This window comes from Streptomyces marokkonensis (assembly GCF_008312835.1).
Classification (GTDB): Bacteria; Actinomycetota; Actinomycetes; order Streptomycetales; family Streptomycetaceae; genus Streptomyces; species Streptomyces marokkonensis_A.
Genome location: NZ_VSKS01000010.1, coordinates 36104 through 51989, shown reverse-complemented (window position 1 = coordinate 51989; position 15886 = coordinate 36104). Strand labels below are relative to the sequence as shown.

The following is a 15886-nucleotide window of genomic DNA, read 5'->3' as shown; positions in this document are numbered from 1 at the left end:
CCTCCGCTCCAGTCTGAGGCACACGACGGGGGCTGTCTTCCGGGCCACCGGGTGACCCGACCCGGGAACGCGTCGGCTCCGCGGAGTTCCGTGCGCGGCACACCCGAGGTGTTCCCGGTCCGGGCAGCCGAGAGCACCGACGTCGGTGATCGTGACGGCAGCACGATCACGACGAAGGACGGCGACAGGCCACCGCCTGTCGGACCGCCGTGGCGGGCCCGAGCCGTCGGCCGGCCGACGGCGGGCCTCAACGCCGTCGTCGGCGGGCCGGGGGTGACGGACGGCAGGTGGCCGTTCGTGCTGCCGCGACGAGCCGCCCGGCGGGATACCTGGGCCGGGCGTCCCGCCGGGCGGCAGATCCCGCGTCACTGCGCCGTGGCCCTCACCGGTTCCGCGGACTTGACCTTCACCGGTTCGGTGTCGGCTCCGCTGTGCCGCTGGGCCCAGTTCTCCAGCGCGGTCCGGCAGGCGTGGTCGAGGTGGTGCAGCCCGGACAGGTCCACCTCGATCGGCCGGTCCTGCGGAAGGGCCTCCAGACTGTCGAGTATCTTCGGCAGCCGCAGGAACGTCGCGTTGCCCGACAGATGCACCTGGATCGGCCCGGCGCCCTTGTCTATGACCTCCGTCTTCAGGTGTGATGCCTGCCAGGCGGTCTTGATCACCGCCAGGGCAAAACCGATGAGCACACCCTCGAACATGTTCACGGCGACGATCGACACGGCCGTGACCACCAGGATCACCGCCTCGCCTCTGTGGCCCCGCCAGAGCCCGACGACCTGGCGGAACGGGATCAGCTTCCAGCCCGCGTGCACCAGGATGCCGGCGAGCGCGGGCAGCGGGATCAGCGCCAGCGCGGAGGGCAGCGCGGCGGCGAACAACAGCAGCCACACGCCGTGCAGCACACGCGACGCCTTGGTCCTCGCACCCGCGTTGACGTTGGCCGAGCTGCGCACGATCACCGCGGTCATCGGCAGCGCGCCGAGCACGCCGCACACCGTGTTGCCCGCACCCTGGGCGATCATCTCCTTGTCGTACTGGGTGCGCGGACCGTCGTGCAGCCGGTCCACCGCCGCCGCACTGAACAGCGACTCGGCGGAGGCGATCAGCGCGAAAGCGACGATGGTGCCCCAGACGGCCGGGCCGGCGAGCTCACCGAAGGCGTCGGCACCGGGCGGCTGGATGACGCCGAGCAGACCCTCCACCTCGACCGTGGCGACCGGCAGGCGGAAGACGAGCGAGACGAGAGTGGCCAGCAGTACCGCGACGAGGGCGCCGGGCACGGACCGTACGGCCTTCGGCATCTTCTTCCACAGCACGATGACGGCTACGGTGCCCACGCCGATCGCGAGCGAGGTGAGGGCCTCGGTGTTGCCGAGCGCGTCGGTGAACGCCCCGGGCAGACCCGCGACCTTGCCGATGCCGGTCTCCGGGGCCTTCAGGCCCGCCGCCGCGTAGATCTGCCCGGCGATGATCACCAGACCGATGCCGCAGAGCATGCCCTCGACGACGGAGACGGATATCGCACGGAACCAGCGGCCCACCCCGAGCAGGCCCATGACGAGCTGGAGCAGCCCGGCCATCAGCACGATCACGCCGAGCGCCGCAACGCCGAACTCGCTGACCGCCTCGAAGACCAGCACGGTCAGGCCCGCGGCCGGCCCCGAGACCTGCAGGCTGCTGCCGGGCATCAGCCCGGTGACGAGACCGCCCACGATGCCGGTGACCAGGCCCAGCTCCGCGGGGACGCCGGAGGCGACGGCCACGCCCACGCACAGCGGGACGGCGACCAGGAAGACGACGACGGAGGCGGCGAAGTCCTCTCGCAGGTGCGGAAACCGTGACGTCACAGCCGGCCCCCTCACAGCGCCTCGAAGGTGTCGGTCTGCGAGCGGTGTTCGCGCACGGCTCCGGTGTGCACCTCGTAGTACCAGCCGTGCAGCCGGAGTTCGTCCGCGTGGAGGCGCTTTTCGATGCAGGGGTAGGAGCGCAGCCGCAGCAGCTGCGTCAGGACATGGCTCTGCACGGCCTCGGCGACGGTCGGGTCGGCCTTGTCGGAGCAGTCGGGCTCGTCGGCGGCGTGCCTGAGCCAGTCGCGCACGGCGGGTACGGCGTCGAGGTCCTCCCCGCGCACCAGCGCGCCGACGGCGCCGCAGTGGGAGTGGCCGCAGACCACGATGTGCTGGACGCGGAGCACTTCCACCGCGTATTCGATGGTGGCCGCCTCGCCGGTGGGGTGCTCGGAGGCGTAGGGCGGGACGATGGTGCCTGCCGTGCGCAGCTCGAAGAGCTGGCCGGGGCGGGCGCCGGTGATCAGGGCCGGAACCACACGGGAGTCGGCGCAGGTGATGAACAGGACTTCCGGTGACTGGCCTTTGGCCAGGCCGGCGAACTCCTCAGGGCGCTGTCCGAACGTGCGGGCGTTGTCGATGAGGGGCTGCATGGTGTGGTGACTCCTCCTGGCGCGCCGTGGGGGGCGCGTCGGACTGACAGGACAGGTGGGGGACTGCTCTGACACCGCGTCACGCATCGCCTTCACTTTCCCGGAGGGCGTGATTCCGAGCCGACCCCGACCCTTGGCCAGGACGCAACGGAATGTATGCGCGGCTGCAAAGAACAAGCGGGATGCGAAGAGAGGGAATGGGGCGAGGCGGCGGCGCCGATCGGCAACACGGTTCGGGCCTTCCTGTCTCGGAACATGAGCCTCCCCCGGGCGAGCCGCAGCCTCTAGAACATACCAACGCTTGGTCAACGGTTGACCAAGAAGCACAATAACCCTGCAAAGTAATTTGCAAGGTGAAGTTTGCGTTTCGGCACTCAAAAGAGTCTGAAAGCGTGTCATGGGTGACGTGAACTGGCCCTCGGCGTGCCGACTTTCGTCGCTTGTGGCCTGGTCACGAGCTCGACAAGCCCTCGAGGGTTCCGGCGCGCCGCGAGCGGGCCGCGCCCGCAGCAGACGGTGCCCATGCCGGGCACCGTCGCGTCGAACACCGTCGAGCCCCCGAACCACCCTTCCCCGAGCCAGCATGGTGGCTGCACGCATACCCAGTCCCCGAACTATGGTGCCCCACCACATGTGCGCCTGACCTGCGTATTTCTACGGTGTGCCGACACGTACCCGTCCCCACCGCACACGAGGAAGTGGCGCACATGGCCTCCGCAGCAACCGCTCCCCCGCCCCCCGGCAACTTGAAGCGCATCGTCGCCGCCAGCCTCATCGGCACCACCATCGAGTGGTACGACTTCTTCCTCTACGGCTCCGCCGCCGCGCTCGTCTTCAACAAGCTGTTCTTTCCGAACTCCGATCCGCTGGTCGGCACGCTGCTGTCGTTCCTGACGTACGCCGTCGGGTTCGCGGCGCGGCCGCTGGGCGCGCTCGTGTTCGGGCACTACGGGGACCGGCTCGGGCGCAAGAAACTGCTGGTGCTGAGTCTGCTGATGATGGGTGGGGCGACGTTCGCGATCGGGCTGCTGCCCACGCACGCCACCATCGGCAGCGCCGCCCCCGTGCTGCTCACCGTGCTGCGGCTGGTCCAGGGCTTCGCGCTGGGCGGCGAGTGGGGCGGTGCCGTGCTGCTGGTGTCCGAGCACGGGGACGCGCGGCGGCGCGGGTTCTGGGCCTCCTGGCCGCAGACCGGCGCGCCGGCGGGGCAGCTGCTGGCGACCGGTGTGCTGTCGCTGCTGACCGCAGTGCTGTCGGACTCCGCCTTCGGCTCCTGGGGCTGGCGGATCCCGTTCCTGCTGTCCGGGGTGCTGGTGATCGTCGGATTGTGGATTCGTCTCTCTGTCGATGAATCGCCGGTGTTCAAGCAGGCCCTGGAGCGTGCCGAGGCCCGCAAGGCGGACGCCGACGCGGAGCGGATGCCGGTCGTGGCGGTGCTGCGGCACCACTGGCGTGACGTGCTGGTGGCGATGGGCGCCCGTATGGCGGAGAACATCAGCTACTACGTGATCACCGCGTTCATCCTGGTGTACGCCACGACCTCGGCCGGCGTCTCGAAGCAGACCGCGCTCAACGCGGTGCTCATCGCGTCGGCTGTCCACTTCGCCGTCATCCCGGGCTGGGGTGCGCTGTCGGACCGGCTCGGGCGGCGCCCGGTCTATATGATCGGCGCGGTCGGGGTGGGGCTGTGGATGTTCCCGTTCTTCGCCCTGATCGACACCGGCGGATTCGGGAACCTGCTGCTCGCCGTGACCGTGGGTCTGGTGCTGCACGGGGCGATGTACGCGCCGCAGGCCGCGTTCTTCTCCGAGATGTTCGCGACCCGGATGCGCTACTCCGGTGCCTCCATCGGCGCGCAGTTCGCCTCGGTCGCGGCAGGTGCTCCGGCGCCGCTCATCGCCACCGCGCTGCTGTCGGACTACGGCAGCTCCACCCCGATCGCGCTGTACGTCATCGCGGCGAGCCTGCTGACCGTCGTGGCCGTGGCGGTGGCCAAGGAGACCCGCCACCGTGACCTGGCGGACGTGGCGCCGTCGGGTGAGCGGCAAGAGGCCGACGAGACCCCGGCCAAGCAGGACGCGCGCACCGTCTGATCCGGTGCGGACCCGGCCCCCGTACGCGCCCCGCGTACGGGGGTCAGGTCTGTGCGGGGGGCCGCGTGGTCCCGGACAGCCGGTGCAGGCGCAGCGCGAGCTGGATCTCCAGTGCCCGGGCCGGGCTCTGCCAGTCGTCGCCGAGGAGGCGGCCGACGCGTTCCAGCCGCTGGGCGACCGTGTTGACGTGGACGTGGAGCTCGTCCTTGGTGCGGGCGGGGCTCATCCCGCGGGCGAAGTAGGCGTCGAGGGTGCGCAGCAGCTCGGTGCCGCGTCGCTCGTCGTACGCGACGACCTGGCCGATGGTGCGGTCGACGAAGCCGGCGATGTCCCGCTCCCCGGCCAGCAGCAGCCCCAGGAAGCCGAAGTCCTCGGCGGCGGAGCCTTCACCGGCGCGGCCGAGGAGACGGAGGGTGTCGAGACAGCGGCGGGCCTCCGCGTAGGCCGCCGCCACGGTGTCGGGGGCGGCGGTGAGCCGCTCGACCGGGGCGGAGGCGCCGACGGTGACCGGCTCGTGGACCGCGGTTCCCAGCTGACGGGCGGTGCGGCGGGCGAGTTCTGTGGCGGTGTCCCCGGGGGTGACGGGCAGCAGCAGGACGGTGCCGCCGTCGCGCGCGGCGGCGAGGCCCTGCCGGGTCGCCGCCAAGTGCGAGGCCGCAGCCCACAGCCGTCTGCGGGCGTCGGCCTCCTGGTCGGCGTCCGCGGCGCCGCCGTCCAGCCGGGCGGCGAGTACCGCGTGGGTGGCGTCGAGGTCGGCGTGCACCCGGGCGGCGCGCTCACGCAGCAGGCGGAGGTCGCGGTCGCGGGCGTCGAGCAGGTCGTCGAGCAGTTCGCCGCGGACGCGCTGCTCGGCCTCGGCGGCGGAGCGGCGGGCGAGCAGCAGCAGTGAGGTGACCATGGCCGCGCGTTCCAGTGTGCGCTGGTCGACGGGGTCGAGGCACGGGTGGCCGCGCAGGACGAGCGCACCGAGGAGTTCGTCCCCGGCCGCCACGGCGGCGATCCAGTCGTCCCCGTGCCGTACCGCGTGGCCTTCCGCCCGCGAGGACTCGAGGGCCCGGGCGGGTGCGGCGGTGGCCTCGGTGAACCGGACCGTCCCGTCCAGGACCTCGGAGACGGCGGCGGCCACGTCGTGCACCCCGCCCCCGCGCAGGACCAGCTCGGCCAGCCGGTCGTGGACGTCCGAGGCGCGTTCGATGACCGCGCTGCGGTCCTGGATGATCTCGTTGGCGCGCTCCAGGCCTGCCAGGGCCGAGCGGGTCTCCGCCAGCAGGTTGGCGGTGTCGATGGCGGCCGCGGCGAGGGCTGCGAAGGAACCGAGCAGGGCGATCTGTTCCCGTTCGAAGACCCTGGCGCGCCGGTCGGCGGCGAACAGGACACCGATGACGTGGTGCCCGAGCGTCAGGGGCACCCCGAGGATGGCGACGAGGCCCTCGTCCCGCACACCGGTGTCGATGGTGTGGGTGTGCTGGAAGCGGTCGTCGCGGAAGTAGTCGTCGGTGACGTAGGGGCGGGCGGTCTGGGCGACCAGGCCGCCGAGGCCCTCCCCCATGCCGAGGCGCAGCTGCTGGAAGCGGGCGGCGACCGACCCTTCGGTGACCCGCATGTAGGTGTCGCCCCTGACCGGGTCGTTCAGGCTGAGGTAGGCGACGTCCGTGCCGAGCAGTGAGCGGGCGCGCTGCACGATGGCCTGGAGGACGGCGTCCAGGTCGCGCAGCCCGGCGAGGTCGTGGGCGGTCTCGAACAGCGCGGACAGCTCGGCCTCCCGGCGCCGCCGTCCCTCGAGTTCGGACCGTACGCGCAGGGCGAGGAGCTTGGCCTGTTCGAGTGCGGCGATCCGGTCGGCGGGCATTCCCCCGGCGCGGGCGAGCAGCACCGGCTGCTCGTAGGCCTCGGCGGGTGCGCCGCGGGCCAGCAGTTCGAGGAACGGCGCCTCGGCACCGCCGGAGCCCGGGCCGGCCTCGGGAAGGGCCCGGCCCGGCGCTGCGGCGGCGGGGGCGGAACGCTCGGCGGGCTGCGTGTGATCGCGGGGCATGCTCACAGGATTCCTCATCCCCCGGCCACCCCGTCAGGCCTGTGGACAACTCCGTCGGCCGACGGCCGGCCGCCGGTGGCCGATGTCTCAGTGCGCGGTCCAGCCGCCGTCCAGGACCAGGGAGGTGCCGGTGACGAACGACGCCCGCGGGCCGCACAGGTACGCCACCGCCTCGGCGACGTCCTCCGGTTCGATGAGCCGCTTGACCGCGCTGTCCTGCAGCAGCACCTCGGACAGGACGCGTTCCTCGGGGATGCCGTGCGCGCGGGCCTGGTCGGCGATCTGCTTCTCCACCAGGGGGGTGCGCACATAGCCGGGGTTCACGCAGTTGGAGGTGACGCCGTGGGGTGCGCCTTCGAGTGCGGCGGTCTTGGACAGCCCTTCCAGGCCGTGTTTCGCGGCCACATAAGCGGACTTGTAGGCGGAGGCCCGCAGTCCATGGACCGAGGACACATTGACGATGCGGCCCCAGCCCTGCCCGTACATGTGCGGCAGGGCACCCCGGATGAGCCGGAAGGGTGCCTCCAGCATCACGGTGAGCACCGTGTGGAAGACGTCGGGCGGGAATTCCTCGAGGGGACGGACCAGCTGCAGCCCCGCGTTGTTGACCAGGACGTCGGTGCCTGCGGCGACGAGCTCGGCGGCGTCCAGGTCGGTCAGGTCCAGGACGTGCGGCTCGACGGTGCCTGAGAGGTCCCGGGCCGTCCCGGCGAGCGCCTCCAGTCCCGTGGCGTCCCGGTCGACGGCTCTGACCTTGGCCCCGGCGGCCGCGAGCCGCAGCACGCAGGCGCGGCCGATGCCGCCGGCGGCACCGGTGACGAGGGCGGTACGGCCACCGAGGTCGACGGGGGTGGCGTGGGGGGCCGGGAGGGCACGGGGCGCGGTCATGGGTCGACCCTAGGCAGCACCCCCGGGCCGACCCATGTGGTCGGGCCCTACAGTTCAACCCTTTCCAATGGGGTCGAACCATGTGGGTGCGTCCGACAGGGCCTGCTTGATACGGAAGCGCGCGAACTCGTTCAGCTCCGGCAGCGCGTCCACGGCGAACCAGCCGACGTCCAGTGACTCGTCGTCGTTGACCCGCGCCTCGCCGCCGAGGGCACGGCAACGGAAGGTGATGTCCATGTACTGGCAGATGTCGCCGTTCTCGTACGTCACCGCGTCCAGCGCCTGCACCAGCACGACCCGTTCGACGGCGCAGCGCACCGCGGTCTCCTCCTCGACCTCCCGCACGGCGCAGGCCGCGGGCTGCTCCCCCGGGTCGGGGATACCGCCGATCACCGACCACTTGCGCGTGTCCGACCGGCGGTTCAGCAGCACCCGGCCCTCGTCGTCGAAGACGAGCGCCGTGACCCCGGGGAGCCACAGCAGCTGATGACCGGCGGAGGCGCGCAGTGTGCGGATGAAGTCAGGAGTGGCCATGGGCCGACCCTAACCGGCGCCGCCCGGCGCTCCCCCGCGCGTCCTGGGGCGTACGCCTACGCGTCGCCGGCGCGTCGTCGTGCGCGCACCCCGGCGCCGACGCCCCAGCCGATGCCGCCCGCGGCGACGAGGACGAGGGCGGCCTCCGGAAGCACGCCGAGACGGGTGGCAGGCGTCAGGGAGGAGCGCAGCGGCACCTCCTGCACCAGCGAGTCGGCGACGAACATGCCGGTCCTCCGCGTGATCTCCCCGTCGGGCATGATGACCGCGCTCACCCCGCTGGTCACCGGCACGGTGACGGCGCGGCTGTGCTCGACGGCGCGGACCCGGGACATGGCCAGCTGCTGGTAGGTCATCTCGCTGCGGCCGAAGGTGGCGTTGTTGCTGGGCACCGAGATCAGCTGGGCTCCCGCGGTGACCGTGTCGCGCACCGCCCAGTCGAAGGCGGCCTCGTAGCAGGTGACCAGGCCGACCCCGGTGCCGTTCATGCGGAACACGCCGGGCTCGCCGCCCCGGCTGAAGTCCTGGCGGACCATCGAGGTCCAGTTCTCGTTGATCGCTCCGACGAGCGGGCGCAGCGGCAGGTACTCGCCGAAGGGCTGGATCTGCCGTTTGTCGTAGGTGTCGACGGGGCCCTTCACCGGGTCCCAGAGGATCTGCTCGTTGAGCAGCTTGCCGTCCCTGGCGACCACGCCGCCGACCGAGATGGGCGCGTCGACGGCCTTGGCCGCCTTGTCGATGACGGCGCGCGCGTCGGGGTTCACGAAGGGGTCGATGTCGGACGAGTTCTCCGGCCACAGCACGATGTCCGGGCGCCCGACCCTGCCCGCCGCCACCTCGGCGGCCAGACGCTCCGTCTCCCGCGCGTGGTAGTCGAGGACGGCGCGCCGCTGGGAGTTGAAGTCGAGACCCAGACGGGGCACGTTGCCCTGGATGACGGCGACGGTGGTGGTGCCGTCCTCGGCCTTGTCGCCGACCAGCGCGCGGGCCGCGAGGGCCGCGACCGGCGGGACGGCGACACTCAGCACGCCGACGACCGCCGCGGCCCGGTGCAGGGTCCCGGTACGGCGTGCCCGCACGGCGAGCCGCACGGTCTCGTACAGGCCGAAGCCGCACAGCACGACGGCGAAGCCGAGCACCGGGGTGCCGCCGAGCGCGGCGAGCGGCAGGAAGACACCGTCCGCCTGACCGAACGCGGTCTTGCCCCAGGGAAAGCCGCTGAACGGCACGCGCGCGCGTGCCGCCTCGCCCGCGATCCACAGGGCCGCCGCCCACACCGGCCACCCGGGCAGTTTCGACACCACGGTGATCCCCGCGCCGACCAGCGCGACGAAGATGGCCTCGATCACCACCAGCGCGATCCACGGGCCGGGTCCGACCTCGACACCGGTCCACACCAGCAGCGGCAGCAGGAAGCCGAGTCCGAAGAGGTAGCCGAGGCCGAGTCCCGCCTTCCAGCTCCGGCCGCGCAGAACCCAGCCGAAGACGGCGAAGGCGGGCAGGGCCAGCCACCACAGGGTGCGCGGCGGGAAGCTGACGTAGAGGAGCAGGCCCGAGAGCGCGGCTGCGGCGGCCGGGAGGAGGCGCACGAGCCGCCGGCCCCGCGCGCTGGACGCGGTCTGCGGCGGCATCGGGTCCGACTCGCCGACGGTGGTTGCGGTGACGGTCACTCCGGGAGTCTACGGCGGGTGACCTGGTGGCCGACAAGCACGGCCGCGCGGGCAGGAGGTCGCCGCCGGTGGCCCGTGCCCCCTCCGGAACGGCCGGCGCGCGGCATCGTTTCCACGGGACGTGTCACCACACATCCCCAAACCGGCCACCAGCCGTTACGGTGTGCCGGTGCCCCGGTCGTGCGGCGCGTCGCGGTGCCGGCGCCCGGGGCCCGTCACAGGTCGGGGGCGACGCGGTGCGGGGTGCGGGGTGGGTTCCACGGTGATGGCTGCCGCCGGTACGGACGCGGACGGCGGAAGACGGATCGGTCCGGACGCGGCGGGCGTCGTCGTGCTGGGTGCCTGTGCGGCCTGGCCCCTGGTCACGGCCGCGGCGCTGGGCGGCCGCCCGGAGGGCATGCTGCTCGCGGTCCTCGCCGTGGCCGCCGGCTATGCCGCGGGCCGGGTCGGCGGGGCACTGCTGCCGGTGGCCGCGCCCTGCGCGGGTGCCCTGGCCGGCATCGGCCTGACGGTGACGGTCCCGCAGCTGACGCCGGGCCCGCAGATCACCGCCCCGCTGGGGCACGCCGGTGCGACGGCCGCCATGGTGACCCTGTCGGTCGGCGCCGCGTGCTGCGCGGCCTGGGCGTCCACCGCGCCGGCGGTGCGGTTCGCGCTGCGGCTGCTGGCCGCGGGCATCGTCGTGACCGCGGCCGTGCTGGGGTCGCTCGCCGGATGCGTCACGGGCACCGCGGTGCTGCTGTGTTCCCTCGCCGTGGGCCGCGTACGGCGCCGCGGTCCCGCACTCGCCGCGCTGGGCGTGGCCGTCGCGGGGGTGGCCGGGCCGGCCTGGGCGGTGGCCGGGAACGCCGTCCCGGACGGGCTCGCGGCGTCGCTGGAGGGCCGGCTGACCCCGCACCGCGTCGGGCTGTGGCGGGACGCGCTCGGCATGGTCCGGGAGCACGCGGGCCTGGGTGTGGGCCCGGGGCGCTTCGGGGACCTCAGCGCGACGTCGGTCCGGTCGCCGCTGTCCGACGGCAAGCCGCACTCCGCGCCGCTCCAGCTCGCGGCCGAGCAGGGCGTCGTCGGGGTGGCGCTGCTGGCGCTCGTGTTCGGCTGGCTGCTGTACGCCCTCTGGTGCAGCCCGCGTGCCACGCCGGTGGTACTGACCGCGGGCGCGGCTCTGACGGGTCTCGCCGCGATCGCCTCGGTGGGCAACGCCCTGAGCTTCACGGCGGTGTCCGTGGGCGGCGGCCTGCTGGCGGGCCTGGCGACCTCCCGCCCCTTCCCGGACGACGCGACCCGCGGCGCGGGCGGCACACGCCCGCGCGGGAACCGCCCCACCCGGTGACCGGCCGCACACGCACGGGCCGCCCCGCCTGCGCGCGGCGACGGCCTGCGGGCACCGGCCGCGGCACCCGTCGGCCGGACGACCGGCCACGGCGGCGACGGGCAGGCCGCGTCCGCGTGGTGACCGGCTCGTCCGGCGGCGGGGTGCGGCCCGTCGGTCCGCACACTCCGCCCGCCCTTCGCGCGACCCGCGGTACGGCGATCCGGCGCCGTACCGGGATCGCTCGGCTCAGTGCTCCGTGCCCGGTTTGCGGGGGCGGAGGCGGTCGCGGATGACGGTGACCGCCGCTTCCGCGTCGTCCACGGTGACCGTGAAGGTGTGGCCGTCCCACAGTCGCAGGACGACCCCCTCGCCGCGGCGCACGACGACCGCCGTGCCCTTCTCGGGCCGCCAGCGGTATCCCCAGCCGCCCCAGTGACGCGGCGTGACGTGCGGGGCGAACTCCGCGCCCGCGACGTGCGACAGCGGGATACGGCGGCGCGGCAACCCCATGTGCCCGCAGCGCACCTCGAGATGGTCCTCGTCGACCCGCAGCGCGACGTGCACGAAGGCGAGGGTGCCGAACAGGACGAGCAGACCGGCGGCGATGCAGCCGACGACGGCCATGACCAGCGGCGCGACACCGGTCGTCCACGCGGAGTCGACGGCCAGCGCGATGCCGAGCGCCATGCAGGCGGCGCCGATCAGCGCCAGGAGCCACTGGAAGCGACCGGTGGCGCGGCCGGTCCAGACCCCGGGGTCGGGGCCGTGCTCGCCGTGGCGGTGGTCCCTCATACGTTTGAGACTACTCAGGATTCGCTCAGCTGGTACCGCGTAGCACAGCGTTACTGGGCCGTCCGGGCGGGAGCGAGCGGCTGGAGCAGCCTGCCTTCGGCGTAGGTGAGGGCGGCCTCGGGCAGCACGCCGTCGCGTCCGCTCAGCAGCACCGTCAGGGTGCCGCTCACCGGCCCCCCCGGGGCAGCCCGTTCACCGAGGCGGCGCAGGGCCTGGGCGGCCACGGCCCCGGCGGAGCCGCGCAGGACGAGCGGCGGACGGCCGGGGCGCTGCACGGCGGCCCGGATGCGCTCGGCGACCAGTTCGTAGTGGGTGCAGCCCAGGACGACGGTCGTCACGTCGTCCGGGGTGAGCCCGGCGGCCGCGGCGACCGCGGCGTCGATCGCCGTCTCGTCCGCTCGCTCCACCGCCTCGGCGAGCCCCCAGCAGGGCACCTCGGTGACGGTCACGCCGTCGGCGAAGTTCTCGATCAGATCGCGCTGGTAGGGGCTGCCGGTGGTGGCGGGCGTGGCCCAGATCGCCAGCGGTCCGCCGCCGGCCGCGGCCGGCTTGATCGCCGGGACGGTGCCGATGACGGGCAGCGCGGGTTCGAGACGGGCGCGCAGGGCGGTGAGGGCGTGCACGGTGGCGGTGTTGCAGCCGACGATCAGGGCGTCGGGGCGGTGTGCCGCCGCCGCCTCCGCGACGGCGAGGGCGCGCCCGGTGAGGTCCTCGGGGGTCCTCGGTCCCCAGGGCATGCCGTCGGGGTCGAGGGAGAGTACGAGATCGGCGTCGGGGCGCAGACGCCGTACCGCGGCCGTGGCCGCCAGCAGTCCGATTCCGGAGTCCATGAGCGCGATCTTCACCCGGTCACGATAGTCGATGAGCCGCTGCGGAGCGGTGCCGTGGTGCAGACTGCGCACGTGAGCGCCGTTGTGTGGAGTGCCGCCGGATCACTCGCCGCCTGGCTGTGGCTGCTGCTCTGCCAGGGATGGTTCTGGCGTACGGACGTCCGGCTTCCGCCGCTCGGCGTGCCCGACGCGTGGCCGGGCGTGTGCGTCGTCGTCCCCGCGCGCGACGAGGCGGCCGTGCTTCCCGCGAGCCTGCCGTCGGTGCTGGCCCAGGACTATCCGGGGCGGGCGGAGGTCTTCCTCGTCGACGACGGCAGTACGGACGGCACCGGAGAACTCGCGCGGGAGCTCGCGCGACGCCACGGCGGGCTGCCGCTCACGGTGGATTCTCCGGGTGAGCCGCCCGCCGGCTGGACCGGCAAGCTGTGGGCGGTGCGGCACGGGATCGCCCTGGCACGGGCGCGTGACCCCGAGTACCTGCTGCTGACGGACGCCGACATCGCGCACGCGCCGGACAGTCTGCGCCGGCTGGTCGCGGCCGCCCGCACCGGCGGGTTCGACGTGGTGTCGCAGATGGCCCGGCTGCGGGTCGAGAGCCGTTGGGAGCGACTGGTCGTACCGGCCTTCGTCTACTTCTTCGCGCAGCTCTATCCGTTCCGCAGGATCGGGAGGGCGGGTACCCGCACGGCCGCCGCGGCCGGCGGCTGTGTGCTGCTGCGCGCCGAGACCGCCGCGCGGGCGCGGATCCCGGACGCCATCCGCCACGCCGTCATCGACGACGTGGCCCTCGCCCGCGCGGTCAAGCGGAGCGGCGGCCGGATCTGGCTGGGGCTCGCGGACGGGGTGGACAGCGTGCGCCCGTATCCGCGGCTGCGCGATCTGTGGCGCATGGTGTCGCGCAGCGCGTACGCGCAACTGCGGCACAGCCCGGTGCTGCTGGCCGGTACGGTCGCCGGGCTGGCGCTGGTGTATCTGGTGCCGCCCGTCGCGGTGATCGCGGGCGCGGTGACGGGGAGCGCCGCGGCGGCGGTGCCGGGTGCGGCGGCCTGGCTCGTGATGTCGGGGACGTACGTCCCGATGCTCCGTCACTACCGGCAGCCGCTGTGGCTCGCTCCCCTGCTGCCGTTCACCGCGTCGCTGTACCTCCTCATGACGGTGGACTCGGCGGTGCGGCACCACCGGGGGCGCGGTGCCGCCTGGAAGGGCCGCACCTACGCCCGTCCGGAGGCCGTGCCGGACGAGGGCTGACGCGCCCTCACTTCCGGCCCGGGGTCCAGTTCATGCCCCATCCGTAGGCGTGGTCGACGGTGCGCTGCGGGCTCACGCCCCGCTCCGGGACCAGGTAGCGGGCCTCGCGCCGGACGACGAGTTCGCCGCCGCCGGTGTTGGTGATGAGGGCGAGGGCGCAGACCGTCGAGGGGACGGTGCACTCGTCGAGGGAGAAGTCGATCGCCGCGCCGTGCTGCGGATTGAGGGTGACCGTGGCGTGCAGGTCGGCGAAGGAGCGGGCGCCCTCGTAGATGGTGACGAAGACGAGGATGCGCCGGAAGAGGTGCTTGTGGTCGAGACTGACGGTGAGGTTCTCGCCGCTGGACACGGCACCGGTGCGGTCGTCCCCGTCGAGGTGGATGAACGGGGGCTGGTGCAGGGCCCCGAAGGCGTTGCCGAGGGCCTGGACGACGCCCTTCCTGCCGTCGGTGAGTTCGTACAGGGCGCACAGGTCGAGGTCGAGGTCGGAGTGCATGGCGACCGGGCGGCCGAGCTTTCCGGCCCATCCCGAGAACTGTTTGCGCACCTCCCAGTTGAGGTTGACGTGCAGGGCGCCCGAGGTGCCGCCCTGCTTGGTGAGCGAGACCGACGGGGCCGACTTGGTGAGCGTGACCTTCGTCAGCCGGACGGGCGCGGTGGGTGCGGACGGCGGGGGCGGAGCGAGAGGCGGGGCCGCCGGCGGCGGGGGCGCGGTGACCGGGGCGGCGACGGGCGGCACCGCGAGGGCCGGGGCCGCCGGGGCGGCGTGCTGCGGTTCGTCCACGGTGATGCCGTAGTCGGTGGCGAGGCCCTCGAGTCCGCTGCTGTAGCCCTGGCCGACGGCGCGGAACTTCCAGGCGCCCTGGCGCCGGTAGAACTCGCCGAGCACGAACGCCGTCTCCGTGGTCGCGCCGGTGCTGTCGAAGCGTGCCGCCACGGTGCCGCTCGCGGAGTCCTTGACCTCGATGTACAGATCCGGGACCTGTCCGAACGCGCCCCCGTCGCAGGAGGCGGCCAGGATCACGGTCTCGATGCCGGGCTCCACGCGCGTGAGGTCGACGAGCAGGGTGTCGGTGACCCGGCCGCCGGCGTCCCGCTTGCCCTCGTGCCGGACGGCGCCGGAGGAGTGGGCCGGCTGGTTGTAGAAGACGAAGTCGCTGTCGGAACGGACCTTCCCGCCGGCCAGCAGCAGCGCCGAGGCGTCCGCGTCGGGTACACCGGGGCCGGAGCGCCAGCCCACATCCACCCGCAGTGCCGTCGTCGGCACCGGTGTGTTCGATCCTTTCGACATTGACATGTCCGCCCCCATCACGGGTCGCCCGCGCCGGGCCAGGTCCCGGCATCCGTCGGTCTTCGTCCGCACAACCTATTGCCCCGGGCCGGGAACGCCCACGGGAAGTGCGCGGGAACCGGTGTCCAACCGCCGGTAACCGCCCCGGAACTCGGCCTTTACACGAAATGCCCTCGACAGAATGCCTGTTTCCCCCAAGTTCGCCCGCATTGGTGATCCCCGGTCACGGCGAGCACAGAAAACAACCCTCTTATCGGACTCCCCAAAAGCACATCGTGGGCTTAACTTATGTGCCATGACCTCCCCCCGCTCCACTTATGGCGGCGGCTACTACTCCGCCTCCTTCCCGGACACTCCGATCTACGACTCGCTCGTGGCCGAGCGGGGCACCCCGCAGATCGCCCCGATCCGGGTCCCCGCCGCGTACGAGGCACCGGTCAGTCATCTGCCCGCGCTTCCCTCGGCGTTGCCCGCCCTCCCGGCGGCTCCGTCCCAGCCCGCCTACGGCTATCCGCAGGCGCAGCAGCCCGCGCCGCTCCAGCAGGCGCACACGGCGTACATCCCGCAGCAGGCCACCGCGCCGCGCGGCTACCCCGGCCCCCAGCCGCAGCCGCCGCGTCCGGCTCCGCCCGCCGGCTACGAGGCGATGCGCCCCGCGGCCCCCCGGCCGGCTCCCGCGCCGTACCAGGACCCGTACTACCACCAGCAGTACCGCGGGTACTAGCCGAACCGGGGCTGTCGGCGCCGGATGGCACG

13 protein-coding genes are annotated in these 15886 nt (G+C 73.2%); 4 read left to right on the top strand and 9 right to left on the bottom strand.

Annotated elements, in window-relative coordinates:
• Positions 1 to 365: 365 nt before the first annotated feature.
• Together F1615_RS18550 and F1615_RS18545 are read right to left on the bottom strand one after the other, a co-directional pair.
• Positions 366 to 1847 (bottom strand): SulP family inorganic anion transporter, encoded by a 1482-nt coding sequence (locus F1615_RS18550; RefSeq protein ID WP_149550108.1) that lies wholly within the window; start codon positions 1845 to 1847, stop codon positions 366 to 368.
• Positions 1848 to 1858: 11 nt separating this feature from the next.
• A complete protein-coding gene (locus F1615_RS18545; protein ID WP_149550107.1) occupies positions 1859 to 2440 on the bottom strand; it encodes a carbonic anhydrase in 582 nt (193 codons plus the stop codon).
• Positions 2441 to 3147: 707 nt separating this feature from the next.
• Between F1615_RS18545 and F1615_RS18540 the strand changes: the two genes are divergently transcribed.
• Positions 3148 to 4533 carry an MFS transporter gene (locus tag F1615_RS18540; protein ID WP_149550106.1) on the top strand — a complete coding sequence of 462 codons (1386 nt, stop codon included), beginning with the start codon at positions 3148 to 3150 and terminating at the stop codon, positions 4531 to 4533.
• Positions 4534 to 4576: 43 nt separating this feature from the next.
• Here the strand turns inward: F1615_RS18540 and F1615_RS18535 are convergent, their stop codons facing one another.
• From F1615_RS18535 to lnt, 4 genes are all read right to left on the bottom strand, one after another.
• Positions 4577 to 6565 (bottom strand): helix-turn-helix domain-containing protein, encoded by a 1989-nt coding sequence (locus F1615_RS18535; protein ID WP_149550105.1) that lies wholly within the window; start codon positions 6563 to 6565, stop codon positions 4577 to 4579.
• 87 nt (positions 6566 to 6652) lie between these two features.
• Positions 6653 to 7453 (bottom strand): 3-hydroxybutyrate dehydrogenase, encoded by an 801-nt coding sequence (locus tag F1615_RS18530; protein WP_149550104.1) that lies wholly within the window; start codon positions 7451 to 7453, stop codon positions 6653 to 6655.
• A gap of 54 nt (positions 7454 to 7507) precedes the next feature.
• Positions 7508 to 7987, bottom strand: a complete 480-nt coding sequence (locus F1615_RS18525) for an NUDIX hydrolase (RefSeq protein WP_149550103.1) — start codon at positions 7985 to 7987, stop codon at positions 7508 to 7510.
• A gap of 56 nt (positions 7988 to 8043) precedes the next feature.
• The gene (lnt, locus tag F1615_RS18520) at positions 8044 to 9657 is read right to left on the bottom strand and encodes an apolipoprotein N-acyltransferase (protein WP_149550102.1); all 1614 of its coding nucleotides are present in this window, start codon (positions 9655 to 9657) and stop codon (positions 8044 to 8046) included.
• A gap of 265 nt (positions 9658 to 9922) precedes the next feature.
• On the opposite strand from lnt, the gene F1615_RS18515 reads away from it, so the two are divergent.
• Positions 9923 to 10987: an O-antigen ligase family protein gene (locus tag F1615_RS18515; RefSeq protein WP_149550101.1), complete on the top strand. Its 1065-nt coding sequence runs from the start codon at positions 9923 to 9925 to the stop codon at positions 10985 to 10987.
• 228 nt (positions 10988 to 11215) lie between these two features.
• Here F1615_RS18515 and F1615_RS18510 read toward each other — a convergent pair whose 3' ends face one another.
• Together F1615_RS18510 and F1615_RS18505 are read right to left on the bottom strand one after the other, a co-directional pair.
• Positions 11216 to 11761 carry a hypothetical protein gene (locus F1615_RS18510; protein WP_149550100.1) on the bottom strand — a complete coding sequence of 182 codons (546 nt, stop codon included), beginning with the start codon at positions 11759 to 11761 and terminating at the stop codon, positions 11216 to 11218.
• 50 nt (positions 11762 to 11811) lie between these two features.
• The gene (locus tag F1615_RS18505; RefSeq protein ID WP_167533799.1) at positions 11812 to 12606 is read right to left on the bottom strand and encodes a glutamate racemase; all 795 of its coding nucleotides are present in this window, start codon (positions 12604 to 12606) and stop codon (positions 11812 to 11814) included.
• Positions 12607 to 12645: 39 nt separating this feature from the next.
• On the opposite strand from F1615_RS18505, the gene F1615_RS18500 reads away from it, so the two are divergent.
• A complete protein-coding gene (locus tag F1615_RS18500; RefSeq protein WP_149550098.1) occupies positions 12646 to 13839 on the top strand; it encodes a glycosyltransferase in 1194 nt (397 codons plus the stop codon).
• Positions 13840 to 13846: 7 nt separating this feature from the next.
• On the opposite strand, the gene F1615_RS18495 is transcribed toward F1615_RS18500, so the two are convergent.
• Complete coding sequence (locus F1615_RS18495; protein ID WP_149550097.1) at positions 13847 to 15130, bottom strand: TerD family protein; 1284 nt, start codon at positions 15128 to 15130, stop codon at positions 13847 to 13849.
• A gap of 295 nt (positions 15131 to 15425) precedes the next feature.
• On the opposite strand from F1615_RS18495, the gene F1615_RS18490 reads away from it, so the two are divergent.
• Complete coding sequence (locus F1615_RS18490; RefSeq protein WP_149550096.1) at positions 15426 to 15854, top strand: DUF6643 family protein; 429 nt, start codon at positions 15426 to 15428, stop codon at positions 15852 to 15854.
• The last annotated feature ends 32 nt before the right edge of the window (positions 15855 to 15886 follow it).

Bases quoted from the DNA above. Each gene is read 5' to 3' on its own strand.
- F1615_RS18545 (WP_149550107.1), bottom strand. From the start codon at position 2,440: ATGCAGCCCCTCATCGACAACGCCCGCACGTTCGGACAGCGCCCTGAG.
- F1615_RS18530 (WP_149550104.1), bottom strand. From the start codon at position 7,453: ATGACCGCGCCCCGTGCCCTCCCGGCCCCCCACGCCACCCCCGTCGAC.
- F1615_RS18490 (WP_149550096.1), top strand. From the start codon at position 15,426: ATGACCTCCCCCCGCTCCACTTATGGCGGCGGCTACTACTCCGCCTCC.
- F1615_RS18540 (WP_149550106.1), top strand. From the start codon at position 3,148: ATGGCCTCCGCAGCAACCGCTCCCCCGCCCCCCGGCAACTTGAAGCGC.
- F1615_RS18495 (WP_149550097.1), bottom strand. From the start codon at position 15,130: ATGTCGAAAGGATCGAACACACCGGTGCCGACGACGGCACTGCGGGTG.
- F1615_RS18535 (WP_149550105.1), bottom strand. From the start codon at position 6,565: ATGCCCCGCGATCACACGCAGCCCGCCGAGCGTTCCGCCCCCGCCGCC.
- F1615_RS18510 (WP_149550100.1), bottom strand. From the start codon at position 11,761: ATGAGGGACCACCGCCACGGCGAGCACGGCCCCGACCCCGGGGTCTGG.
- F1615_RS18515 (WP_149550101.1), top strand. From the start codon at position 9,923: ATGGCTGCCGCCGGTACGGACGCGGACGGCGGAAGACGGATCGGTCCG.
- F1615_RS18525 (WP_149550103.1), bottom strand. From the start codon at position 7,987: ATGGCCACTCCTGACTTCATCCGCACACTGCGCGCCTCCGCCGGTCAT.